The organism is Marinomonas ostreistagni (assembly GCF_016461785.1).
In the GTDB taxonomy this organism is placed as follows: domain Bacteria; phylum Pseudomonadota; class Gammaproteobacteria; order Pseudomonadales; family Marinomonadaceae; genus Marinomonas; species Marinomonas ostreistagni_A.
Window position 1 is genome coordinate 1 of record NZ_JAEMUH010000026.1, and the last position, 24,861, is coordinate 24,861.

The 24,861-nt window shown below is 43.1% G+C and carries 19 protein-coding genes; 15 read left to right on the top strand and 4 right to left on the bottom strand.

Going from position 1 to position 24,861, the window contains the following annotated elements:
* Positions 1-1,459 (top strand): hypothetical protein (locus JHD44_RS18455; protein WP_233402330.1); only part of this gene is annotated, 1,459 nt, incomplete at its 5' end.
* 248 nt (positions 1,460-1,707) lie between these two features.
* Here JHD44_RS18455 and JHD44_RS18460 read toward each other — a convergent pair.
* Together JHD44_RS18460 and JHD44_RS18465 are read right to left on the bottom strand one after the other, a co-directional pair.
* Entirely contained in the window at positions 1,708-3,555 is a 1,848-nt protein-coding gene (locus JHD44_RS18460; protein WP_199464197.1) for a hypothetical protein, read from the bottom strand.
* A 426-nt stretch (positions 3,556-3,981) separates the two neighbouring features.
* A complete protein-coding gene (locus JHD44_RS18465) occupies positions 3,982-4,662 on the bottom strand; it encodes a GntR family transcriptional regulator (RefSeq protein ID WP_199464198.1) in 681 nt (226 codons plus the stop codon).
* Between the two features lie 205 nt (positions 4,663-4,867).
* Here JHD44_RS18465 and JHD44_RS18470 point away from each other — a divergent pair, with 205 nt between their 5' ends.
* The 5 genes from JHD44_RS18470 (at position 4,868) to JHD44_RS18490 (ending at position 12,179) form a co-directional block, all read left to right on the top strand.
* A complete protein-coding gene (locus JHD44_RS18470) occupies positions 4,868-5,782 on the top strand; it encodes an aminotransferase class IV (protein WP_199464199.1) in 915 nt (304 codons plus the stop codon).
* A gap of 25 nt (positions 5,783-5,807) precedes the next feature.
* On the top strand, positions 5,808-6,626 hold the full coding sequence (gene proC / locus JHD44_RS18475) for a pyrroline-5-carboxylate reductase (protein WP_199464200.1): 819 nt from the start codon (positions 5,808-5,810) through the stop codon (positions 6,624-6,626).
* A gap of 132 nt (positions 6,627-6,758) precedes the next feature.
* Positions 6,759-7,742, top strand: coding sequence for a TAXI family TRAP transporter solute-binding subunit (locus JHD44_RS18480; RefSeq protein ID WP_199464201.1), 984 nt, complete (start codon positions 6,759-6,761; stop codon positions 7,740-7,742).
* A gap of 106 nt (positions 7,743-7,848) precedes the next feature.
* Positions 7,849-10,422 carry a TRAP transporter permease gene (locus JHD44_RS18485; protein ID WP_199464202.1) on the top strand — a complete coding sequence of 858 codons (2,574 nt, stop codon included), beginning with the start codon at positions 7,849-7,851 and terminating at the stop codon, positions 10,420-10,422.
* Positions 10,423-10,484: 62 nt separating this feature from the next.
* Positions 10,485-12,179, top strand: a complete 1,695-nt coding sequence (locus tag JHD44_RS18490; RefSeq protein WP_199464203.1) for a SulP family inorganic anion transporter — start codon at positions 10,485-10,487, stop codon at positions 12,177-12,179.
* 53 nt (positions 12,180-12,232) lie between these two features.
* Here the strand turns inward: JHD44_RS18490 and zapE are convergent, their stop codons facing one another.
* On the bottom strand, positions 12,233-13,372 hold the full coding sequence (gene zapE / locus JHD44_RS18495) for a cell division protein ZapE (protein WP_233402332.1): 1,140 nt from the start codon (positions 13,370-13,372) through the stop codon (positions 12,233-12,235).
* 287 nt (positions 13,373-13,659) lie between these two features.
* Between zapE and JHD44_RS18500 the strand changes: the two genes are divergently transcribed.
* Positions 13,660-15,186: an MDR family MFS transporter gene (locus JHD44_RS18500; protein ID WP_199464204.1), complete on the top strand. Its 1,527-nt coding sequence runs from the start codon at positions 13,660-13,662 to the stop codon at positions 15,184-15,186.
* A gap of 87 nt (positions 15,187-15,273) precedes the next feature.
* Here JHD44_RS18500 and JHD44_RS18505 read toward each other — a convergent pair whose 3' ends face one another.
* Positions 15,274-16,254 carry an alcohol dehydrogenase catalytic domain-containing protein gene (locus tag JHD44_RS18505; RefSeq protein WP_199464205.1) on the bottom strand — a complete coding sequence of 327 codons (981 nt, stop codon included), beginning with the start codon at positions 16,252-16,254 and terminating at the stop codon, positions 15,274-15,276.
* A 185-nt stretch (positions 16,255-16,439) separates the two neighbouring features.
* On the opposite strand from JHD44_RS18505, the gene JHD44_RS18510 reads away from it, so the two are divergent.
* The 8 genes from JHD44_RS18510 (at position 16,440) to JHD44_RS18545 (ending at position 24,723) form a co-directional block, all read left to right on the top strand.
* Positions 16,440-17,768 (top strand): ABC transporter substrate-binding protein, encoded by a 1,329-nt coding sequence (locus JHD44_RS18510; RefSeq protein WP_233402334.1) that lies wholly within the window; start codon positions 16,440-16,442, stop codon positions 17,766-17,768.
* Between the two features lie 84 nt (positions 17,769-17,852).
* On the top strand, positions 17,853-18,725 hold the full coding sequence (locus tag JHD44_RS18515) for a carbohydrate ABC transporter permease (RefSeq protein WP_199464206.1): 873 nt from the start codon (positions 17,853-17,855) through the stop codon (positions 18,723-18,725).
* Positions 18,726-19,556 (top strand): carbohydrate ABC transporter permease, encoded by an 831-nt coding sequence (locus JHD44_RS18520; RefSeq protein ID WP_199464207.1) that lies wholly within the window; start codon positions 18,726-18,728, stop codon positions 19,554-19,556.
* Between the two features lie 16 nt (positions 19,557-19,572).
* Positions 19,573-20,574, top strand: a complete 1,002-nt coding sequence (locus JHD44_RS18525; RefSeq protein ID WP_199464208.1) for an ABC transporter ATP-binding protein — start codon at positions 19,573-19,575, stop codon at positions 20,572-20,574.
* 50 nt (positions 20,575-20,624) lie between these two features.
* The gene (locus JHD44_RS18530; protein WP_199464209.1) at positions 20,625-21,395 is read left to right on the top strand and encodes an L-iditol 2-dehydrogenase; all 771 of its coding nucleotides are present in this window, start codon (positions 20,625-20,627) and stop codon (positions 21,393-21,395) included.
* A 16-nt stretch (positions 21,396-21,411) separates the two neighbouring features.
* A complete protein-coding gene (locus tag JHD44_RS18535; protein ID WP_199464210.1) occupies positions 21,412-22,374 on the top strand; it encodes a sugar kinase in 963 nt (320 codons plus the stop codon).
* Positions 22,367-23,656 carry a D-tagatose-bisphosphate aldolase, class II, non-catalytic subunit gene (locus tag JHD44_RS18540; RefSeq protein WP_199464211.1) on the top strand — a complete coding sequence of 430 codons (1,290 nt, stop codon included), beginning with the start codon at positions 22,367-22,369 and terminating at the stop codon, positions 23,654-23,656. Before JHD44_RS18535 ends, JHD44_RS18540 begins: the two co-directional genes overlap by 8 nt.
* Before the next feature lie 47 nt (positions 23,657-23,703).
* Positions 23,704-24,723: a LacI family DNA-binding transcriptional regulator gene (locus JHD44_RS18545; protein WP_199464212.1), complete on the top strand. Its 1,020-nt coding sequence runs from the start codon at positions 23,704-23,706 to the stop codon at positions 24,721-24,723.
* Positions 24,724-24,861: the final 138 nt, after the last annotated feature.

Sequence of the window (24,861 nt, forward strand, 5' to 3'; positions counted from 1 at the left end):
GGCGACAGCAATAATTGAGGGAACAATGAAATTTTCTGAATATTTTAATTTAAATCGGAATCAGCCATATCTCGATTTTGTTGATATCCCTCTAGATACCGACCTCCCTGTCTTTCTGGAGCCAGGAGCGATTAAATCTTTGATATCGCCATGGGGGAATGAGCTTTCTTCCTTGCTGCAAACGTTTTTCGATACTGTACTCCGTTTAATTCATTCGGGTGATCATGTAAAAGCGCAGCAGTTATTATCATCTTTGAACGAGAGAAATGAGTTTCATTTGGGATATTCTTCAGGAGAGTCCCGTGGACATGGCTTTGGTTCTGGTTCTGCCGAAACCGTTTGGGGTGCACTTAGTAAAAGTAATGCTGCGGTGACTGGTCTTCTCAAGGATCTAGAAGATACAGCGCTATTAATTCCAGGGATTGGAACAGACATGATATCTGATGCAGTTTGCAACATTATTCGGGGGCCGTTAATAAAATATACGCAAGAGATGTGCGTATATTACGGGGTGCCTTTGACCCCCGATATTGCATCTGGGCCTGTTTGGAACCCAGAAGAAGAGCGTTGGGCAGAATCACTCATACCTCTGCCAATGACAGAATTCGGTAAAGTTATTCTTGTACCAAAGATATTGGTACGTCATCGGCTTACCTACCAATATGATGAGTACTATAGGCATTACATACTTCCTGAAATGCAGCATGAACATCTTCAGGCTCGGTCTCCACTGGTTGAGGTACTTAAGGATGGTAGTGAGCGAGTTACTAAAAAAGCTCTTATTGAAAAGTATGGAAACGATAAACTTGCCGTTGTTGAGCAGACTAAAATTCGTCCAAATATTCTCCAAGAATACAAAGATCAAAAGGCAGCTTCGCCATCCAAGCCTTTAACGCAAGAGCAACTATGTGAAGTCGAAGCTTCCGAATTGCCTGATTTAGATCCTCTAGTCGAGGAGCTAAAAAAATTGGCTACGGGTAGAGATACTGCCGGCAGGTACGAAGATATAATCGAAAAGATCTTGTCCGTAATTTTCTATCCATCATTATGTAATCCAATTAAACAGCATAATATTCATGATGGCCGTAAACGTATTGATATTACGTATACCAATGAAGCCAAGTCAGGCTTCTTTTACTGGCTATCAATGCATTATCCATGTCCTCTTATATTTATCGAATGTAAAAACTATGGCAAAGAAGCTGGCAACCCAGAAATTGATCAGCTTGCAGGACGATTCTCCCCAAGTAGAGGGCAGGTAGGCTTGTTAATTTGCCGTACAATTGAAAACAAAGACTTAATGTATCAACGCTGTATTGATACAGCTAAAGATCGGCGCGGTTATATGTTGGTATTAGATGATGAAGACATAGTTGCGCTAGTAGATATGTATAAAAACGATTCAGAAGATCAAACGTTTAAGCTGCTGAGAGAATTATGGGCACGCTTGATAGAGTGATGCGCCTAACAAGCGGATGCTGTCGGACTGGCAAAAGTTCCGGCTTCGCCTCCACTTTCACCAGCCGCAGAACCGAGCGTTAGCAATCACATAGTTTATGTTGGCAGCTTGAAAATTTTAGAAATTAAAAGGGCTTAGTAATTGAAATTAATCACTGAATCGTCACGAGTGCAATAGACACATTGTGATCTCTTTAGTTAGGGGCAGATTAACATCGAGCATCTAGGCGATTTTATCTGCCCCGTTACTTAAATATTCTTGGCAATCAAATCAGCTTTCAATAAGCCACCTTTAGTGAAAAGCTTGGCGGTGAACTTAGGGTTTCTTCTACTCTTGAATGCGTCGTAGATGAGCTTCAATCCTTTTGCTTCTAATAGCGAAATGTTGATTTCTGTATCAGTATCCGCTGAATCGATGAAATCATCTGAAAATGATGGGGCAATAATAAGCACTTGTGCAACTCGTTTGCCGGCCGCTTCACAGCGGTTTACATAGGCTTTTACTTGTCTGGATGTTGTTGAGTACTTAGCGAAATCGCCGTTTTTACATGTCTTTGCTTCGCCAATGATCACATCATCTTCACTCAGGGACAGCAATATATCTGCTTTATCTTTTGCGGTATTCACAGACTTTCTTAGGTCTTCATCGACAGTTAGGCCAAGTTGTTCAAAGATCGCTTTAGTGGTTTCTTCAAATTTTACACCGATATCAGCTTCGGCAATTTCTATATTTGCTGCTTTGAGCTTAGCAAGATCACGTTGAGATAAGGCTTCATAATTATCGATCAAACGATCAGTTGCATCTGCAAAGCTTTCAAGAATCATTTGCCTTGCGTTGCCTCGTTTACCAAGCCCCATGCTTTCTCTAATGTCTTTGACTTGGTCATTTGAAAGCACGTAAAGAATATCGTGTGGCGTTATACTCAGTGCACGAAGCCTATCAACAGTAAGAGGTTCGTTATCCTCGATTTCGAATTCTAGCTGCAGAGTTTTAGTCAGGTCAGGTAGGTGAACTTGTAGAGAAGAAAACATTTCCTTAAAGCCGGTGGCACTCAAAGCATTGAACTCTAAATCTGAGCAGCTGTTCAGTGAGTTGATAATCAGCTCTGTTCTTTCATCTATGGTTGAACCAAGCTTATCTAAATCAAGGCTCAGATCGGAAATAAGCTCTTTAAGACGCTCTTTGCGGTCGTTTAGGTTGGCTTCGGTACCGCAAATATCGTTTTGAAGCATTGAGGAAACCGAAAGTTTCATCTGTAAGATAGTTTTGATTTTTTCAGGGCGTTCTACACCACGGATACGCTTCCCGTGGCTTTTTAATATATTGCTTAATTCTGCGTCAGATAGTGTACGAAGTACCCTTAGTATGTGTTTGTCGGCGAGTTCTTTACCTTCGATTCTATTCAATAGCGAGACTACTTCGTCCGCAACAAAGATTGTGTGATCCTTTCGGCGTATGAATACTAAGCCGATTTCACGAAGGGCATTCAAGCAGTCCAGAGCGCCCGTTTGGGGGATTTGGTTAACTAAATGCTCTAAGGCGCTTTGTTGTTCGGCTGTGATATCCAGCTTCTCCGCAAGAATATTCAATATACCTCGTTCATCATCTGTAATTTTGGCTTCTCGGTTCGCTCTGATATCGTTTTGGTGTGCTTCACTTAGGCAAGAATGATAAATGTGAAGACGTTTAGCTTCATCAAAAGTATCCGAAGCAAAATCGGCTTCGTTGAGCATTGCAAATGATTCTTGCGCCTGCTTACTAATCAGCTCCCATTCTTTGCTGTATAGAGATTCTATCCATGATCCTCGAGCGATACTGTTGCCATCGCGACTGATGATATTCACAAGTAGCTTTGCTTGTGCGCCGAGCATTGATAAATGCTGCTTAACGCTATTTTCAAAATGAGGTAGGACTAATTGAAAGAGCTGAACTATTTCTGAACTTGAGGCATTTTTTATTTGTCCATCTAGGCTTCTGACCTTCTTCGCTAACTCTTTATCATGAGCAATTGCTTCTGAGCACACCCTATCGAGGAAGTTTACAAACTTTGATTTCTCAACTTGGTTCACGACTGTAAGTATGTTTGATAGCTTCATTTGTGACTCCTTTCAAGACTGTGTGTCTATTCCTATAATCATCGGTCTAAGGCGTAAGGGAAGGCCTCATCGAATAAAAGTAAAGAATTTGTGATCATTCAGTAAACAGAATAAAACACGCTCAGCCTCATAGTTCAATCCATAATTAAGAGCGAACTATTCATGGAATTGCCTGATTTTGCAAATAAGAGGCTACTCTTAGCAAAATCCGTACGAAGAACAAAGCCTATCGTCCTATTGAGATCTCGGAGGAATACCAGTTGGGGGGGGCGGCTTAGTGACTGTGGTTGTCAGTAAGTGGGAGCGTGAGTAGTTGTGCCTTGCATAGCGCACTCGAAGGGGTGGCTAGCCGCAACTCTCTAGTTGCGAGTAGGTCAGATGTTTAAAGCCGAGGGAGGCACTTGGCTTTAAACATCTAGATTTGCATCAATGGGACTCAATATCTGCTACTAATTTCTCTACTTTTCGGTAACCCTGTTGCATGTGGTCGTTTATGTGATCCAGCATTGCGTTTAAGTCATTTCCTAAAGCCAACTCAACATAGGTGTCATGAGCATTTACAAGTGGTCCCGCTCTGTTGTGCGCTTTTTGGTGAAGAGTAAAGTACAGGTGCAACTTACCTCGTAGCCGTTGCCATGTATCCTGTAATAGCTCGTGCCCTGAATAGTTATAGCAGAGGCTATGTAATTCTAATTCTTCAAAAATTGCTGCTTCACGGTCATTGTCTTTAATGGCTTTAGTCAGCTTATCTAATTGAGATGTAAGAGCATTTCTAAATCCGGCGTCCCGTCTATCCCAAATCAGTTTGAAAGCAAATTGCTCTAATTCCGTTCGGAAAGAATACAACTCTTGGATACCTTTAACTGTGATATTGGCTACATGAGTTCCTGTGTAAGGCACGCTTTCGATAAGACCTTGATCCACTAATTGTCTAATTGCCTCACGGAGTGGGCCTCGGCTTACACCGAGTAGGGAAGACAGTTGTGACTCAACCAATTTAGTCCCTGGCGGTAGATCGCCATTGATGATGGCTTCTTTCAGTTGCTCGGCAACATTCGCCCGAAGCGTACGATCTTTGTGGATCGGTTTTAAGTTTAGTAGCGCCATAAATTCCTGATTTTACGTACTTATGCAGATCACTGCGGCTAGGTAAAGATAGCAAAAATCTTTCATCCAAGAAATAGTTGAATTGAATATTGTAGGATTGTTGACAATCATACAGTTGACAACGATATTTTATAATTCTATGCTGATTTCAAGTTCTCGCATCAATCGAGATATCGGTAATATTTTTATAATTTTGGAGTGATTTATGTCGTCCCACTCATTTAGTGCTCATTCAGCTGATGAAGACAGCAGAAACGAGTCCATTAAGATTTATGTAAATGGTGAGTTGTTACCTAAGCAGGAAGCGGTGGTGTCTGTCTATGACAGCGGTTTTATGTTGGGAGATGGCATTTGGGAAGGGTTGCGTGTTTATGAAGGAAAAATCGCATTCCTTGATGATCACCTAGATCGTCTTTATGAATCGGCTAAAGTGTTAGATTTTGAGCTGGATCTTTCTCGTGAAGAAATGACCAAAGCTTTGTACGATACGTTAGCTGAAAACGGCATGACTCACGATGCACACCTTCGTTTAATGGTGACTCGTGGTCGAAAGAAGCACCCATTCCAAGATCCGCGCCTAAGTATTTATGGCCCAACAACTGTGATTATTGCTGAACATAGCAAACCGAGTGCTAAGGTTCTTGAAAATGGCATGAGTCTATTCACAGTGCATGTAGTACGAGGACAACCAAATAGTCAAGATCCTAAACTGAATTCACACAGTAAGCTGAACTGTATTACTGCTCTAACACATGCTCAGAAAGCAGGCGCAGACGAAGCATTAATGCTTGACCCTCATGGCTTTGTTGCTACTTGTAACTCGACAAACTTTTTCATTGTTCGTAAAGGTGAAGTGTGGACCTCTACAGGCAAGTACTGCATGAATGGTATCACACGCCAAAAAGTCATTGATTTATGTAAAGCCAATGGCATCACGGTTCATGAAAAAGAGTTTTCTCTATTCGAAGTGTATGGCGCGGATGAAGCGTTTGTGACGGGTACGTTTGGTGGTCAAACTCCTGTAGTAAAAGTCGATGGTCGACCTATTGGTGATGGTAAACCAGGTCCTATGGTTAAGAGAATTCGTGAACTGTATAAAGCTTTAGCGACACGAAAGTAACGGCTTAATCAAATAGGAGAGCTATATGCAAACTTTGACATCCCCTAAAAGTATTGTGGTCGTTGGTGCTGGAAAGATGGGTGGAGCCATCATTGAAGGTTGGTTGAAGCAAGGTGTTGACCCTGCCTCAATTTACGTCCTCGATCGCAATGAAGATGCTTTAGGTTATTACTCAGGAAGAGGTCTCAATACATTTAGGGATGTGGCTGATTTTCCTGTAGGTATGTCTTTTGAAGTGTTTTTGTTAGCGCTGAAACCACAAGTAATTGTGCAAAATTTATCTGAGTTCAATGCTCTGATTTCAGAGAGTACATGTTTGATCTCGGTAGCGGCAGGCGTGACATGTCAGTCTATTCAAAGCATGCTTCCAGCGGTCAAACAGGTTGTTCGAGTGATGCCTAATACGCCATCTATGATTGGTAAAGGTGTCATGGTTGGCTACTCAGATCAAAAAGCTCAAATTGAAAGCCTGACTGAGTCACTATTTCAAGCATTAGGCAAGTTCTATTGGGTAGAAGACGAGACCCAAATGCATGCAGTGACTGCGATCAGTGGTAGCGGTCCAGCCTACTTATTTTACTTTGCTGAATGCTTAGTCGATGCAGCGCAAAGTTTTGATTTAAAACCTGAATTAGCAAAAGCTTTAGCGCTCGAAACGATGATCGGAGCGTCATGCTTGGTGGAATCAAGCTCGGATGAAGTCTCGACACTAAGAGAAAATGTAACCAGTCCTAATGGAACCACTCAAGCGGGGCTTGAAGCCTTAATGGATGGTGAACAATTTAAAGAAAAAGTATTTGCTTGTTTAAAAGCAGCAGCGAATAGAAGCGTTGAATTGTCTTAAAAATTTTCGCTTTTTACGTTGTAGACAATCAAACAATAAGATGATGTGAACTTATTCACACATTTAAGAAATTGCATCTAAGCAATCAACGAGCCTAGGCTTAATATTACAAAGGAAACGAGGTAACAACACATGAATGTCTTACGAAACACATTTGTTAAAAGTGCCGCTGCTATCATAGTTGCGGGTAGTGCAAGTATTTCAGTTGCTAATGCTGCTGATGTAGAACATTTCTCGGTCGGCACGGCGGGTCAAACAGGTGTTTACTACGTAGTTGGCCAATCAATTTGTAAAATGGTGAACCGCGAAACTGAAGCTCATAATCTTCGCTGTTCTGCACCTTCAACGGGCGGTTCAATTGCAAACTTGAACTCCATCCGATCAGGTGGTTTAAACTTCGGTATCGTTCAGTCTGATTGGCAATACCATGCTTTAAACGGGACATCTGCTTTTAAGGATGCCGGCCCATACACAGACCTTCGTGCAGTGTTTTCTTTGCACTCTGATATCTTTACGCTTGTGGCTCGAGCTGACGCTGGAATCGAGTCGTTTGATGACCTTAAAGATAAGCGTGTAAACATCGGTAACCCAGGCTCAGGTCAACGTGCAACCATGCTCACACTGATGGAAGCAGCTGGCATGGATGTATCTGATTTTAAATTGGCTGGTGAATTAAAATCTTCTGAACAATCTCAAGCCTTGTGCGATAACAAAGTTGATGCGTTTGTAATGGTTGCTGGCCATCCTGTGGCAAATGTTAAAGAGGCGACCAGTACGTGTGCCACTCATATTATTGATGTAACTGGCGAAGCGGTTGATGGTTTGATTAAGCAATATCCTTACTACAGCTATGCCACCATTCCTGGTGGTATGTACGAAGGTACGCCAGACGATGTTTCCACTTATGGATTGAAAGCTACCTTGGTGTCGTCTACTGCGACTTCAGAAGACACTGTTTATAACCTTGTTAAAGCAGTCTTTGAAAACTTTGATCGCTTTAAACGTTTACACCCTGCTTTTGCAAACCTAGATCCAAAAGAAATGATTCAAGCTGGATTGTCTGCTCCGCTTCATAAGGGCGCTATCAAGTACTACAAAGAACGCGGTTGGATGTAAAACTTCTAGTACGTTCGGTTTTATCATTACTGGGTAGTCCCCCAGTGTTTTCTGCCGGAGTCAGAACTCCGGCAGCTTTTTAAAAGCATTCTCCTGGAGTCCTAAGATGAACCTTTCAAAGGAGAGCAGTAGCTCAACGGATCTTGATGACTTGGTGTCGTCAAATGATATGGGTGGTCGAAAGCCAAATGGGTTGCAACTTAAAGTCATATTATCTGTTGCATTTATTTGGGCGCTTTTTCAGCTTTGGATTGCATCGCCTTTTCCTTATGTAATGGATTCTGACTTACTACGATGGAACAGTAATCAGGCACGTTCAATTCATTTAGCTTTCGCTATTTTTCTAGTTTTTCTCAGTTTCCCCTTCAGTAGCCGATCACCAGTTCATAAGATTCCTGTGGCAGACTGGGGCATTGCGATTGTTGCGAGTTTATGTGCGTCTTACTATTTGATTGAATACGATAACATTGCAACACGAGTCGGTGCGCCCATCACCCAAGATCTTATTGTGGCATGTATCGGTATCCCTTTGTTATTCGAAGCTGCTCGTCGTAGTTTAGGTATCACACTTCCCTTAATTGCTTTCATTTTTCTGATTTACAATTTCTTTGGTAATTACATGCCAGAGATGATTGCTCATAAAGGTTTTGGCTTATCTGAAATCGTTAACCACCAGTGGATCACTACCGAAGGCGTATTTGGTATTGCATTGGGCGTTTCTACTGACTTTGTATTCTTATTTGTATTGTTTGGATCTTTATTAGATAAAGCGGGTGCGGGTAATTATTTCATTCAATTAGCGTTTGCTTGTCTGGGGCACTTCCGTGGAGGTCCTGCAAAAGCAGCTGTGGTTGCATCTGGTCTAACAGGGCTTATTTCTGGCTCGTCTATTGCCAATGTTGTGACCACAGGTACTTTTACGGTCCCAATGATGAAGAAGGTCGGGTTCTCTGCTGAAAAAGCTGGCGCTGTAGAAGTCGCCTCATCAGTTAATGGCCAGATCATGCCACCTGTCATGGGCGCGGCCGCATTTTTGATGGTTGAGTATGTTGGCATCAGCTACTTGGATGTTATTAAGCACGCCTTTTTACCTGCGGTTATTTCCTACATTGGTTTAGTGTATATCGTTCATTTAGAAGCACTGAAAGCCAACATGCAAGGCATTGCCAAACCTAATTCTCGCGTAAGTTTGGCCAACAAACTGGCTGCTTTTATATTTGGCTTTTTAAGCTTATGTGTATTGAGTGCCGTGGTTTACTACGGTCTAGGCTGGGTAAAAAACATCACTGGTGATGACTCAGTGTTTGTCGTATCTGCACTTGTCATTGCTGCGTACGTTGGCCTGTTATACATAGGGTCACGAAAACCTAAACTGGTTGATACGAATGACCAAGATTTGAGTGAATTACCAGCTCCGGGTCAAATCTTTGTGTCAGGAATGTATTACCTTTTACCCGTGGTCGTACTCGTATGGTGCCTTATGATCGAAAGGTTAAGTCCTGGATTAAGTGCCTTTTGGGCCGCTTTGCTCACCATTTTTATGATCGTGACTAAGCCATGGCTTGAGGGGGTGTTCCGGAAAGAAGCTAATCGTTCATCGCTACAAGGCTTAAAAGATTTGTTTGACGGAATGGTCACTGGCGCACGAAATATGGCAAGTATATCCATTGCCACAGCAACGGCTGGCGTGATAGTTGGTGTAGTTTCACAAACCAGTGTGGGGGCTGTCTTAGCAGATGTTGTCGAAGCGTTGTCTTTTGGCAATATCACCTTGATGCTGATCCTCGTGGCTATTCTATGTATGATTTTAGGCATGGGCTTGCCAACCACGGCTAACTACATCGTTGTCTCTTCGTTAATGGCGACTGTCATTGTCGAAGTAGGGGCGTCGAATGGATTAGTTGTACCTTTGATCGCTGTTCACCTATTCGTTTTCTACTTTGGTTTGATGGCAGATGTGACGCCACCAGTTGGTTTAGCTTCTTTTGCAGCGGCGGCGGTGTCGGGTGGTAGCCCAATTAAAACGGGTGTGATTGCATTTAAATACGCTTTACGTACGGCAGTATTACCTTTCTTGTTTATCTTTAACTCTGATTTACTATTAATAAATGTCTCTGTAGCCCAGGGTGTATTTATTTTTGTCATTGCCACGTTAGCCATGTTGATCTTTACCGCCGCGACGCAAGGGTATTTCTTTGTGAAAAATCGCTGGTGGGAAACGGCCGCTTTGCTTTTGATTGCATTCAGCATCTTTAGACCTGGTTTTTGGATCGACAAGTTTGTCGCACCACATCATTACGTCGAGATTAACGAATTCATTAATCAAAAAGGACAGGTTGAAGCGGGCACGCCATTAAAAATTCGCGTCGAGGAGGAAGGGTATTCAGGCGACATAGAACGCTCAACTCATATGCTTATTGCTAGAGAAACGAATGATATTGAGTCTATCTTAGCTCAAGCAGGCTTGCAGCTATATATCACTGATTCTGCTGTTGAAGTAGACAGTGTTGATATTGGCAGCGACGCCTATGAGGCAGGCTTCGAGGCCTTTCAATTCGTCAAGGGGTTAGATGTCAGCAATAAGCAGCCATCAAATCTATTTGTCTATGTACCATCCTTACTATTACTAGCGGGCATTGTTGTACTTCAACGTAGACGGCGTTCGATTAGTCAAAGATAGTCTTTACTGAGGCAACAGCTCGTTGCCTCCTTTTTATGTTCACCTAAATTGTACTTCTCTAAATGTTGAATTTTATTAAAAATTTGATAGGGCCGCGTTCGTCCCTGAAACTGGATTTTATTGCAGGAGTAACAGGTGCAATACTGGTCATTCCTCAAGGTATCGCCTATGCAATTATAGCCGGACTACCACCTCAGATAGGCCTTTACACAGCGATCTTTTCTGCGATATTGGCGGCTCTGTTTGGATGCTCGCGACACATGGTATCAGGTCCTACTGCTGCACTTTCAATTGTATGTGCTGCCATAGTCGGTAACCTTTCCCCAGCTGGGGACGAACAGTATCTTTCGTTAATGTGTTTGCTCTCTTTGTTAGTAGGGGGCTATCAATTGGCATTCTGGCTAATAAAGGCAGGAAACTTAGTTAATTTCATCTCCCATTCTGTTGTGCAAGGCTTTACTTCAGGTGCAGCGCTCGTTATTGGTTTTAGCCAAGTCGATAACTTTCTAGGACTCCAAGAAGATGTAATACGAACGTTTCATTGGGATTCGGTGTGGGTGGGGACTGTAACCTTGCTCGGTTCAATACTGGTGAAGAGGTGGATGCCGGCAGCGCCTTACTTATTATTTGGGATGGGACTGGGCGTGTTAGCTTGCATTTTTTTGGCAGATCAAAATGTCATGATGGTCAGTGCTTTGCCTTCGGTACTTCCGTCTTTGAATTTTCCTGCGATTAGTTTTGAGAATATTATTGCTCTAGCGTCGGGGGCTTTATCCGTTGCCATTTTAGGAAGTATTGAAGCGGTTTCAATAGCCCGTTCAATTGCTACGCGTTCTAAACAGAGAATAGACGGAAACCAAGAAATTTTTGGGCAAGGAATATCTAATGTCGTAGGGGCTTTCTTTCAGTGTTATCCAAGCTCAGGCTCGTTTACACGCTCTGGAGCCAATTTTGATGCCGGAGCACAGTCATGTCGATCCGTACTCTTTTCAGCAGGGATGGTATTCTGCGTTCTTAGCCTTGTACCAAGTATTACCTCGTTAATTCCTGTTCCTGTCATGGCTGGCAGTATTTTAGTCATTGCTTGGAATCTTTTCGATTGGAAGACTGTTTGGACAATGCGTCTAAATACTCTGCAAGAAAAGGTGCCGTTTATATTAACACTGGTGGCAACTTTGGTCTTTCCTTTGGAATATAGTATCTACGTGGGTGTAATCGCATCATTACTATTCTATCTATCTAAGACATCTAAACCCTTAGTTACTCCACTGGCTCCACGAGTTGGTCATGAAGGAAAAAGGCAGCTTAAAAATGTCGAACGTTATCAATTGGAAGAATGCCCTGAAATAAAGGTTTTGCGTGTCGATGGCTCGATTTTTTATGGCTCGATTGATGCGATTCAGGGTCAGATTGAGCGTATTCAGTCGAGCGGGTATCAAAGAATCATTTTGGTTCTAAAAGGTGTTAATTTTATTGATCTTTCTGGACAGCATGGATTGGCACATATGCTAGAGGGCTATCAGGCTGCAGGTGTTATCGTTTACTTATCTTCTTTAAAGGGAAATGTCATGGACGATATCAAAGAGCCTGAGCTATTGAAGCTTTTACAAAGCTCAACTCTTAAAAGCAGTACTACTATAGCAATCAGTGACATGGTGAAAACAATTGAAACAGAAAAATGTTTTGAGTGCCCATTACGAGTGTTTAATGAATGTGACATTAGAAAGAATAAAGCCGCGAATGAATCAGAGTCGTAATTTTGTCTATTACCGAAGAAACTATTGCTCAAATTGAATTCGCGTCTATTCATTTAAGTACGCCCAAACCCCACATGGGCCATTTCAGTTAAGCGACTTTGGGTACGTCTAAATTCAAATAATAGTGTGCCAGATAAGTATAGCTGTTCAAGCGGCACTTCAGCTTGAAGAATTAAGCGTACACGTTGGTCGTAGCATTCATCAACAAGGCTGATAAAGCGCCTTACCGCGTCGTCGTTGATAGCGAGAGCTACTACACGATCTCCCGTTTTTCCTGAACCTAGAGCACCGTCTTCGGTGCCACGAGCTTTGATGTGTTCAAAGGCTTCACCACTCAAGCATGGGATGTGACTGACAATGATTTCATCGAATTGGGAAGCGAGTTCCATGTAGTCTGCGGCAGCGCGGGGGCCAATACACAAGTCTTCAAAGCGGAACCAGATTTGGCTTTCGTTGCGCCCTTGAGCCTTTATCTGGCGGCGATTAATACTCACTGAATCAATTTGGTAGAGTTCAGCGGTGTTTAGATAGGCGTCAAACTCTGACGGGGCGGTAAAGTAAATAGGGCGAGTGGGGCGTGGTTGAAAACGATGGTCCACTTTGCCCGTCAAATGAATGCTTGTAAATGCATGTAACATTCTATCGATGGTGGGTTGAAATCGATCTTTTTGTAGCTGGGCTTGAAACAGTCCATCAATGGCTATGTTAGAAGTGGCGACGATGATGATGTCTCGGTCAAGTAATGCCTCTATGATACCTCCTATCAGCATGGCATCGCCAATATCGCTGACAAAGAATTCGTCGAAACACAATACTTGAAACTCAGACGCCAAGCGGTCAGCGATGGTCAGCAGAGGGTTGGCTTGCCCAAAGGTTAGGTTTAGCTCCCGATGAAGTCTTGCCATAAAATGATGGAAATGGACGCGCCGGGCTATGCCGTTTGGCAAGGAACTGTAAAATATATCCATCAGCTTTGTTTTACCGCGGCCTACGTCTCCCCATAGGTAAATCCCTTGCTTAGAATATCGTCCATTCTTGTCAATTAAGGTAGTGTAAAGGGCGTTCAGCTCATCAATCGCCTCTTTTTGTGCTGCGTCACTTTTGAGCTCTCCTGAGGCGCATAAGCGCTGGTACATGTCGGCGGGGGCGTTCATCTTATCTTCTATGAATACTGTAACGTGGGCACCTAACATACACGCCGTCCAGTTTCGCTGCAATGACTTGTCTCAGTCGGCCTTGTTAGAAGGATGCTGACAGTGGTGCATCATTAGAAATTTTGTTTACAAAAAAACAGATCCCGTTTTAAATCTTCAAAATTCTTAGCATCATTTGATCAAGAAAAAGGAAAGGAATAAGAATTAATTACTATTATGGGGTCCTTTGCTAACTCAGAAATGTCCATGGCATTACAACACGTTATCCATTCTATAACATATTGATACAAAAGGTCTGTGTTCCATAGTTTGGAGTTCGAAGAACGTTGAAAACAACATATTTAAAGGCTTCTGATAAGTCTCCAGGAGTTGATCAAGAAAAACCGTCTCCTAAAGCTTTACGTCCTATTTTAGCCGGGCTGATGCTGGCGATGTCTCTTGGATCCCTCGATCAAAGTATAGTTAATACCGCCTTACCTGCTATGGCCAGTGATCTTGGTGGGTTGTCTCATTTATCTTGGGTGGTGACGGCGTTTATGCTCAGTTCTACTGTTGCAACGCCCATCTTCGGTAAACTGAGTGATATGTATGGTCGCAGAGGGTTACTGCTATCCTGTATTGCTTTATTTATGATGATGTCGTTTCTCTGTGGTTTTGCTCAGTCGATCACACAGCTAATCATTTTTAGATTGTTTCAAGGGATTGGCGCAGGAGGTGTCATGACGCTATGTCAGACTTCGATTAGTGATGTTGTTTCGCCAAAAGAACGGATACGTTATCAGGGATTATTTACGGGAACGTTTGCGATGTCCGCTGTGGCAGGCCCAATTCTGGGCGGTGTGCTTACAACAGCACTGTCTTGGCGGTGGATTTTCTATATCAATATACCCATCGGCCTAATTGCGATATGTATACTCTGGAAATCGTTGCCTACACTAAAAGCACATAAAAAGCACATTATCGATATCTCTGGTGCTACGACTATGGTGTTTGCAGCATCCAGTATTCTCTTACTTTTCAGCCTCGGTGGCACACTATTTCCGTGGCAATCTAGTACTACGTGGATACTTATAACCATTGCATTAACGGCTATTGCTTTGTTCATACATAGCGAAAAAAATGCAGCTAAGCCAATCATGACATTAAGCTTGTTCCGGATACGAAACTTTACGATCGGTTCTATTACCACAGGATGCATGGGCTTTGCGATGATGAGCGCAATGGTGTTTCTGCCTCTATATTTTCAATTAGTGTTGGGCTTAAGCGCTGCGCAGTCTGGATCAATGTTGTTAGCACAAATATCAGCCATGCTTTTAACCTCAATCTTCGGCGGACAAATCTCTTCAAGATTGAATAGACCTAAGTTGTTTATGATTGCAGGCATTGCACTAGAAGCTTTGGGGTTAAGTATTTTTGCCGTACTAGCGTATATGCAAAAAGATGTTTACTGGTTTTTGATTGGTTTAGCGATTCTTGGTTTAGGAATGGGGATTGCTATGCCTCATGCTACCGTAATCGTCCAGAACTCAGCACCCAAGACAAGCTTAGGTGAAGCGACATCAACTATGTCGTTCATCCGTTCGCTAGGGGGGGCTTTAGGAGTTGCTGTGTCCGGAGGTGTTATGACTAGTACGCTTCATGCAGGATTAAACGAAATCCAATCAGACATTGATGTCCAACAAATAATCAACGGTGGTATCGCAGCTGTTTCAGTTTTACCGACAGCTATTAGACCAAGTATTGAACTGGCGTTTAGTCACGCCATTACTGCGTCTTTTGTCATAGGTGGCAGTGTTATGCTGCTTGCATTTTTCTTATCACTGTCTTTAGAAAACAAACAGTTAAGAGACTAAAAATGTATTTTTCTTAGAGCTGAAATACAAAGCCGAGTATAACGATCGGCTTTGCTGGCTAATAATCTAATGGATAACAGTCAAAAGTTAGATGTAGACCATTTGTAATTTCATTCCGGTTTTACTGGTGCCCGTTATAGTGTCATTCACATCACTCAGGGAGTTTACTTCCGTGATGAGCTGTTTCAATTTAGTTTCCTGATGTTTGAGAACTTCAATAGACTCAGGAATGTTCTTATTAAGTGAGTGAGAACCAACGATGGTGATCTGACGACGGAAGACTTCAAAAGGTGAGAGACTAATTTTGGCATCTTTTGGACAAACGCCATAGAAAATGATGTTCCCGCCACTGTTTGTAAATGAAATCAATGATTCTGCAACCGCAGGTATGCCTGTAGCATCAACGGTTAAGTCATAGGTCTGTAATTCATTACTGTCACATACTGCTGTAAACCCAAGCTTTGATGCGAATGACGCTCTTTCCTGATTGATGTCGACAACCGTCACATCTGTAATCCCCCTCGCGAATAGAGCAATGCCAAGCATCAACCCCATTGGACCCGCACCGTATATCAAGGCGTTTTGTGTTTTTGATAGGTTTGCAATGCCTAGAGCGTTTAATACGCAAGCCATTGGCTCTGCAAGAGCGGCGACTCTCATGTCTAGGTTCTCAATGGGATGAAGATTTTCTACTTTAACAATGCTGTATTCACCAAAACCACCATTTTGAGTCACCCCATAAGCCTCTAAATTTTCACAAAGATTGGTCAATCCTTGTTCGCATGATCGACACGAACCGCAGGCTATATTCGGGTCGACAATGACTTGGTTCCCTACTTTTACTCGATCACTTTTAGCGTTTACTTCCACGACAATGCCAGAGTATTCATGTCCTGGTACGACTGGGTATGCGTCTTCACCATAGTTGCCTTTTAGGATTTCAATATCTGTGTGACACAGGCCGCATGCAGAGGTTTTAACCAGTGCTTCACCTTCCTTTAAGGTGACAGATTGATTGATATTTACGAGATGGCTTGAATTTTTAGCTTCGAAAACGATGGCCTTCATGATCACTATCCTTTTTATATTTGTTATCGATTTTTGATGACGACCAATGTACTACCTTACATAATTTATGCAATATTTTTTTACTCAAGTAAAAAAATAATTGACTCGTGTTTTTTTGTCGATTAGTTTTATCTCCGAAGCCTGACTTCAACCACTTACAATTAAAATAATTTAGAGGTAGCTCCATGTTTCAAAAGCTCACAAAAAGCTCAGGAATGACTGCATTAGCACTTAGTGTTCTAGCAGGGGCAGGTGCAGGAACGCTGCAAGCTGAGACCTTAACGATTGCTACGGTGAACAACGCTGACATGATCATCATGCAAGAGTTATCACCCAAATGGGAAAAGAAAACCGGTAATAAACTTAATTGGGTGATTCTGGAAGAAAACGTATTACGCCAACGTGTTACAACTGATATTGCGACGAATGGTGGCACATACGACATCATCACAATTGGTGCATACGAGGCGCCACTTTGGGGTAAGAATAACTGGTTGGTGTCATTGGATGATTTCGACAGTTCATACAACTACGACGATATTTTTCCTACTGTTCGCAATGGTTTGACAGCGGACGGTCATCTATACGCTGTGCCGTTTTATGCGGAGAGTTCCTTCACTTTCTACCGTAAAGACCTATTTAAAGCAGCTGGCTTGACTATGCCTGCTAATCCTACGTGGACCCAAATTGAGGAATTTGCGGCTAAGCTACACAAACCAGATCAAGAGCAATATGGCATTTGTTTACGCGGTAAAGCCGGCTGGGGCGACAACATGGCGGTATTCGGCACTATGGTTAACGCTTTCGGTGGTCGTTGGTTCGACATGAACTGGAACCCAGAACTGGATTCTCCAGAATGGCTTAATGCTCTGACTTTCTATACGGATATCGTGCAGAAGTATGGGGCACCGGGTACACCTAATAATGGTCACAACGAAAACCGAGCGATGTTTGCATCCGGTAAGTGTGCCATTTGGGTTGATGCTACCTCTGCTGCGGGTTACATCTACAACCCTAAAGAATCTAGCGTGGCCGATGTCACTGGCTTCGCTTCAGCGCCTTCAGAAGTAAGCGAAAAAGGTAATGGTTGGTTCTGGGCTTGGGCATTATCTGTTCCTAAGTCTTCTAAAAATGAAGACGTCGCAAAAGACTTCCTAGCTTGGGCTACGTCCGAGGAATACATCAATCTTGTGGGTGAGGAGAAAGGCTGGGTTGCTGCACCTCCAGGAACTCGCAAATCCACTTATGCTAATTCTGATTACATAAATGCTGCACCGTTTGCTAAGACGGTTCAAAAACAAATTTTGAGCGCCGACCCTGCAAATCCATCTGCTAAGCCAGTTCCATATACTGGTGTTCAGTTTGTGGCAATTCCTGAGTTTCAGGGAATTGGAACATATGTGGGGCAAATGGTCTCAGCGTCATTAGCTGGCACAATGTCGCCATCTGAGGTGTTAAAAGCTTCTCAGAACTACGCGCGTCAAGAAATGACCCGTTCGGGTTACATCAAATAAGTACAACGATTTATTAGATAAATCATCTCCATAACGAGCAAGCCATGCTTGCTCGTTCCTTCAATCGAATCAGAGATTTTTGCTATGTCAACGCTACACTCTCGAAGAGCAGCGAAGGTTATGCTGACCCCGTCGGTTTTGCTTTTGCTGGCTTGGATGGTCATCCCATTAGGAATGACCCTCTACTTTTCGACCTTGCGCTATAACCTTTTAATGCCTGGAGCCACGCCATTTGTCGGGTTTGAAAACTACTACTGGTTTTTTAAGGATCCAGCATTCGGTGTTTCCGTCCTTAATACGTTAATCCTTGTAGGAGGTGTATTGATCACCACAGTAGTAGGAGGCGTACTGTTAGCGTTGCTGCTAGAGCAACCCATTTTTGGTAAGGGTGTTGCCCGTATATTGGTTATTTCACCATTTTTCGTCATGCCAACTGTTTCTGCATTGGTCTGGAAAAATATGTTTTTTAATCCAGTGAATGGCTTGTTTGCTTATGTTGCTAAGCTATTCGGGTTCCCGCCTTTTGATTTTTTAGCTCACGCGCCGTTATTTTCAGTGATTGTAATTGTCGCTTGGCAATGGCTTCCGTTTGCTGCGTTGATTTTCATTACCTCACTGCAAAGCTTGGATTCCGATCAGATTGAGGCATCTGAGATTGATGGTGCTAGTAAGTTCCAACGTTTCATCTACATCGTGGTACCGCATCTGACTCGCGCTATGACGGTTGTTGTCTTGATTCAAACGATTTTCTTGTTAGGTATTTTTGCTGAGCTTCTGGTAACGACTGGCGGCGGCCCTGGGGTGGCTTCCACCAACTTAACCTTCTTGGTCTATGTGCGTTCGTTGTTGCAATTTGATGTGGGAGCGGGGGCTGCTGGGGGCATTGTGGCGGTCATTCTTGCCAACATCGTAGCGTTTTTCTTAATCCGCATTATTGGCAAGAATCTGGAGGCATAAATGGCACGTCAAGTCACAAATCGATATCGAGTGTTGGTAACGCTGGCAGCGTGGTGTGTTGCGCTCACTTTGTCCTTTCCAATTATATGGACATTGCTTACTAGCTTTAAAACTGAAATTGAGGCGGTTGCATCACCACCTAAGTTTTTTAGTTTCGATTGGACCATTGAGAACTACTTTATTGTTCAAGAGCGATCAGACTACTTTCATCACTTTTGGAACTCAGTTGTGATCGCTATTGGCTCAACTTTACTGGCCCTAGTGATTGCAATTCCAGCTGCCTGGTCTATGGCTTTCGTTCCAGGTCGTCGTACCAAAGATATTTTGATGTGGATGCTTTCAACCAAAATGATGCCAGCAGTAGGTGTACTGATACCTATCTATTTGTTGTGCAAAGACTTTGGTCTTTTGGATAGCCGTATCGCTCTCGTCACGATTCTCATGCTGATGAATTTACCCATCGTTATTTGGATGTTGTTTACCTATTTAAAAGAGATTCCAGGCGAGATTTTAGAGGCCGCCAGAATGGACGGTGCGAATCTTAAAAACGAGATTTTGTATGTCTTGGTACCTATGGCCGTTCCAGGTATTGCATCAACGCTTTTGTTGAACGTGATCCTGTCGTGGAATGAGTCTTTTTGGACCCTCAATTTAACGGGCGCTAACGCGGCACCTCTCACGGCATTCATTGTGAGCTACTCAAGCCCCGAAGGCTTGTTTTACGCCAAATTGTCGGCTGCTTCCATTATGGCCATTGCGCCAATCTTAATCTTGGGGTGGTTCAGTCAGAAACAACTCGTTCGTGGCCTTACATTTGGCGCAGTTAAATAATTTTAGGAATTAAAAAATGGGCAAGATAGTACTTAAAGACGTCACTAAATCCTTTAACGACGTAAATGTTATTCCTCCGTTGAATCTAGAAATTAACGATGGTGAATTTGTTGTATTTGTTGGTCCATCTGGCTGTGGTAAATCGACGTTGTTACGCCTTATCGCTGGGTTAGAAGATACCAGTAGTGGACACATTATGATCGATGAGAAAGATGCCACGAATATGTCACCTTCAGATCGAGGTTTGGCAATGGTGTTCCAGAGTTACGCCCTGTACCCCCATATGACGGTCGAAAAGAATATGGGCTTTCCTTTGAAAATGGCGGGTATGTCTGCTTCAAACATTGAAGAGAAAGTCAAAGCGGCAGCCGAAACATTAAATCTTACACAGTATCTTGATCGAAAACCTGGGCAGTTATCAGGGGGACAACGCCAACGTGTTGCAATCGGTCGAGCTATTGTTCGCCAACCTTCAGCGTTTTTGTTTGATGAACCGCTTTCTAATCTTGATGCGGCGCTTCGAGTGACCATGCGTCTTGAGATATCTGAACTTCATCAAAAGCTGAAGAGTACCATGATCTATGTAACCCATGATCAGGTAGAAGCGATGACGATGGCTGACAAGATTGTTGTATTCAATGCAGGAAACATTGAGCAGGTTGGAACGCCTGTAGAGCTGTATCGGACACCAAAAAATATGTTTGTGGCAGGTTTTATTGGTAGCCCAAAAATGAATTTCCTAACGGGTGAAGTGGCGGTTAAGCATGGCGCTACTACTTTAGGTATTCGTCCTGAGCACATTGATGTTTCAGCAGAACAGGGTGAATGGGAAGGAACTATTGTTCTAGGAGAGCATTTAGGCTCAGACACTTATTTCTATATTGACACAGAGATGGGAGCCATCACTGTGCGCCAAAGTGGCGAAGTCGGTTTTAAAAATGGAGACCGAATTTTCCTAACCCCACAGGCCAATATGATCCACTTATTTGATGAGCAAGGCGTCCGTATTTCGGACTAATAACCGACTTTATACAACCAAACTACTGATTAAAAATAAGAGAGATAACCATGAAATTACAGAACAAAGTTGCCATTGTGACAGGTAGTGCTGACGGTATCGGTAAGGCTATTGCAAAGCGCTACTTAGCTGAAGGGGCGCGAGTTGTTATTGCGGATATCAATGGTGAGAAAGCCCAAGCAACTGCTGAAGAGTTAGGCGGGCTATGTATTGCCATTGCTGTGGACATTACTAAATCAGAATCGCGTCAGGAAATGATCCAGAAAACCGTTGAAGCGTTTGGGCAAATCGACATTTTGGTCAATAACGCTGCTGTCTTTAACATGGGGCCATTTTTGGAGGTGACAGAGTCAGACTTTGATTTTGTTTTTAATGTCAATGTGAAGGGCTTGATGTTTACGTTGCAAGATGTCGCCAAACAAATGATCTCCCAAGGTACCAAAGGTCGCATTATCAACTTCTCTTCTCAAGCGGGCCGTCGTGGTGAGCCTCTTGTTGCAACCTACTGCGCGAGTAAAGCTGCAGTCATCAGTTTGACTCAATCTGCGGGACTGTCGTTGGCTCGTCAAGGAGTCAATGTTAATGCGATTGCTCCTGGCGTTGTAGATACGCCAATGTGGGACAACGTAGACGCTTTGTTTGCTAAGTACGAAGGCCTAGAAATTGGTCAGAAGCGCAAGATGGTAGGTGAAGCGGTGCCTTATGGCCGTATGGGCCACCCTGAGGATCTTACCGGAGCAGCGGTATTCCTAGCCTCAGAAGACAGCGAATACATCGTCGCCCAAACACTTAATGTGTGTGGCGGTAACTGGATGAGCTAAGTCGTCGGGTGATGATATGAAAGAAGTTTTGACGTTAGGAGAAATATTAGTGGAGGTGATGGCTAAGAACATTGGCCAGACTTTTACTAAAGCAGGGGAGTTCCTTGGACCGTTTCCGAGCGGAGCCCCTGCGATTTTTATTAATCAGGTCGCCAAAATGGGGGTTCCTGCCACCATGATTGGATGTGTTGGTAAGGATGATTTCGGCAAGGTTTGTCTTACTCGCTTAGAAGAAAGTGGCGTGGACTGCAGATTGATCGAGACTCATGAAGATCGTCCAACCGGTACAGCATTTGTGACTTATCACCAAGATGGAAACCGCGATTTTATCTTTAATATTCAACACAGTGCAGCGTCTCTGTGTCGTTTGAATGGCGCAGCAATTACGGCGCTACAGAATTGCTCTGTGTTCCATATTATGGGCTCGTCCATTAACACCCCAGACATGATTGGGTTAGTGCGTCGCGCTATTGCACTTGTTAAAGAAGGAGGAGGTCTAATTTCCTTTGATCCTAATGTTCGCAAAGAGCTGTTGCATGATCAAACAGTTGTCGGTTTTTTCAATGAAGTATTGAGTAAAACCGACATCTTCATGCCAAGTGGCGATGAGCTTCTGTCGTTGACAAGTACAGAGTCCGTTGAATCAGCACTTAAAGCACTTTGGATCCTAGGTGTGCGGGAAGTTGTTCTGAAAAAAGGACAGAAAGGATGTGATTATTATGATCGAAATAACGTTATTTCCAAGCCTTCTTTTTCCGTAAAGGAAGTGGATGCAACAGGGGCTGGAGATACCTTCGGTGGAACTTTTGTGGCGTGTCGCGTGTTGGGATATTCCCCTGAATATTCACTTGATTTAGCCAATGCAGCAGGTGCTTTAGCCGTTAGTGCCATGGGGCCGATGGAAGGCGCTGCAACAGAAAGCGAACTAGAAACATTTATATCTAATTGGCACACACAGGAGGAAGTAGAGCATGTCTAATTCTCAAACACTTAAACAGGTAGTTTTAGCGAATCGTGCAGGTAAGGGCAGAGGCATTTATTCTGTTTGCTCTGCTAATCGATACGTTTTAGAAGCTGCCATGTTGGAAGCTCAGGAAAATGGTACTGAGTTGCTGATTGAGGCAACCTGTAATCAGGTGAATCAAGAGGGTGGCTACACTGGTATGACGCCTGCTGACTTCGTTACGTATATAGAAGACATCGCCAATACACTATCTTTTGATATGTCTTACGTGATTTTGGGTGGAGATCATCTAGGTCCGAACCCTTGGCGCAAGTTGAAGGCAGCTGAGGCGATGACCAAGGCAATGACGTTAGTCGAAGACTATGTCGCGGCAGGTTTTAGTAAGATTCATTTAGATGCCAGTATGTCTTGTGCTGATGATCCAGTTCCGCTACCTCCTGAAGTCATTGCGGAACGTGCAGCTCAGATGTGTAAGGCAGCCGAGTCGATCGTTGTTAGTGCTAAGCCCCATTACATTATCGGGACAGAGGTGCCGGTACCGGGCGGTGCTCAAGAAGACCTGGAAGAGTTGGCCGTGACCAGCACGATCGATCTGATTGAAACCGTCGCGACACATCAGACATTATTTGCTGATTTAGGGATTGAATCGGCTTTTGAAAGAGTTATAGGCGTGGTGGTTCAACCAGGAGTGGAGTTCGACCATGCAAGTGTGATTGAGTATCAGCCAAACAAGGCTTTGGAATTAAAGTCTGCGATTCATCAATTCCCAAATATTGTGTTTGAAGCACATTCAACGGATTATCAAACAGAAACCTGTTTGTCTGAGTTGGTTAAAGATCATTTTGCCATTCTCAAAGTTGGGCCGGGGTTAACGTTTGCATTTCGAGAGGCGGTGTTTGCTTTAAGTCACATTGAAGAGGCTTGGATCAAACCTGATCAGCGTTCCAACATTCGACAAGTGATTGAGTCAACAATGGTAAATAGCCCAAAATACTGGGAAGATTATTATCACGGTGATTCGGAGTCCTTAAGGTTTGCACGCCAATACAGTTTCAGTGACCGTTCACGCTATTATTGGAACTACGATGCGATTGAGGAAAGTTTGGATCAATTGATTGAAAACTTGTCAAACAATCCACCGCCTTATCCTTTAGTGAGTCAATTCATGCCATCTTTGTACAATCAGGTACGGGAGAAACATCTAGCGGTTTGTCCTAAACGACTGTTGCATGACTATATTCGGTTAGAACTAGGTAAATATGCGCGGGCTTGTAAGCAGTTTGGCGCAGCCGCTTAGCTGTGTAACAATCCCCCTTATTTACGCATGAGTGTTGGGGAATTCTATTGAAAAAAGTTAATACCATGGAAGAGTTTGCCAGCTTAGCTGGTGTCTCACGTCCAACTGCTTCTAAGTACTTTGAAAACCCTGAAGCGGTAGGTACTCGTTCCAGACAGAAGATTGAGGCTATGCTGGAAAAGGTAGATTATCGCCCCAACATGCTCGCTTCGATGTTAATGCGTAAAGAAACGAAGATCATAGGTGTCTTGATCCCATCTTTAGGAGATCCTCTTTACGCTTCTATTGTTCGTTCTATTGAGCAGCATGCTATGTCTTTTGGTTACTCAGTGTTAATTGAGTGTTCTTATGGCCAGCCAGAGATTGAAGAGCGTGCAATTGATAACTTACTAGCCCTAAAGGTGGCTGGTATTTGTTATGCGCCATCAGGCATCAAAGCAATAGAAGGTCGTTTGCAACGAATACAGAGCGAGCTTCCTTTTGTATTTTTTGATGCTTGCTTTGAAGGTGTAAAGTACAGTGTTCAAAATGATAATTGTCAAAGTATTGAATTGATCACAGACTACATGATCCAAAGTGAGCGCAAACCTGCCTTTTTTCCTATGCCTGATGTGAATAGTAATGCAAATGAAAGGATGTTGGTTTACAAGCAATCTATGATCAAACATGGTTTAGAGCCTAATGTCCTGCCTGTAGATACGGAGATTTGCTGGGACTTTGAGCGTTGGGGTAAAGAGCAAGCGTTAAAAATGATTCGTATGAAACGGATCAATGAAGGTGGTGTTATTTGTGCAAATGACCGGATTGCCTTTGGGGTGTTATCGGCATTGTTTTCTGAAGGTTTATTGAGCAAAAACTCAAAGTATCAAAGTATCCCAATCACAGGCCATGATAACCAGCCCTTAAGTGAGTTTACATGTCCCCCGTTGACGACTGTCGCCCAAGATGTAGAGGGTATCGGTAAAATGTGTGTGGAGAAAATACTAAGTCTTGCTGGGACTAAGAGTTTTCAGTTACCCGACGAAATATTGTTAAAGGCTAAGTTGGTGTTAAGAGAATCGGCTTAATTGTGAATACTAAGTGGCGCTACCTTAGACGGTTTGACTAAAAATATGTAAAAGCTGGAAAATCACTTAATAATTTTAATGAGTTTTACAGGTTTAGTGCTAAATAATCACCTATATCGCATTCAATTGAAAAAGCCT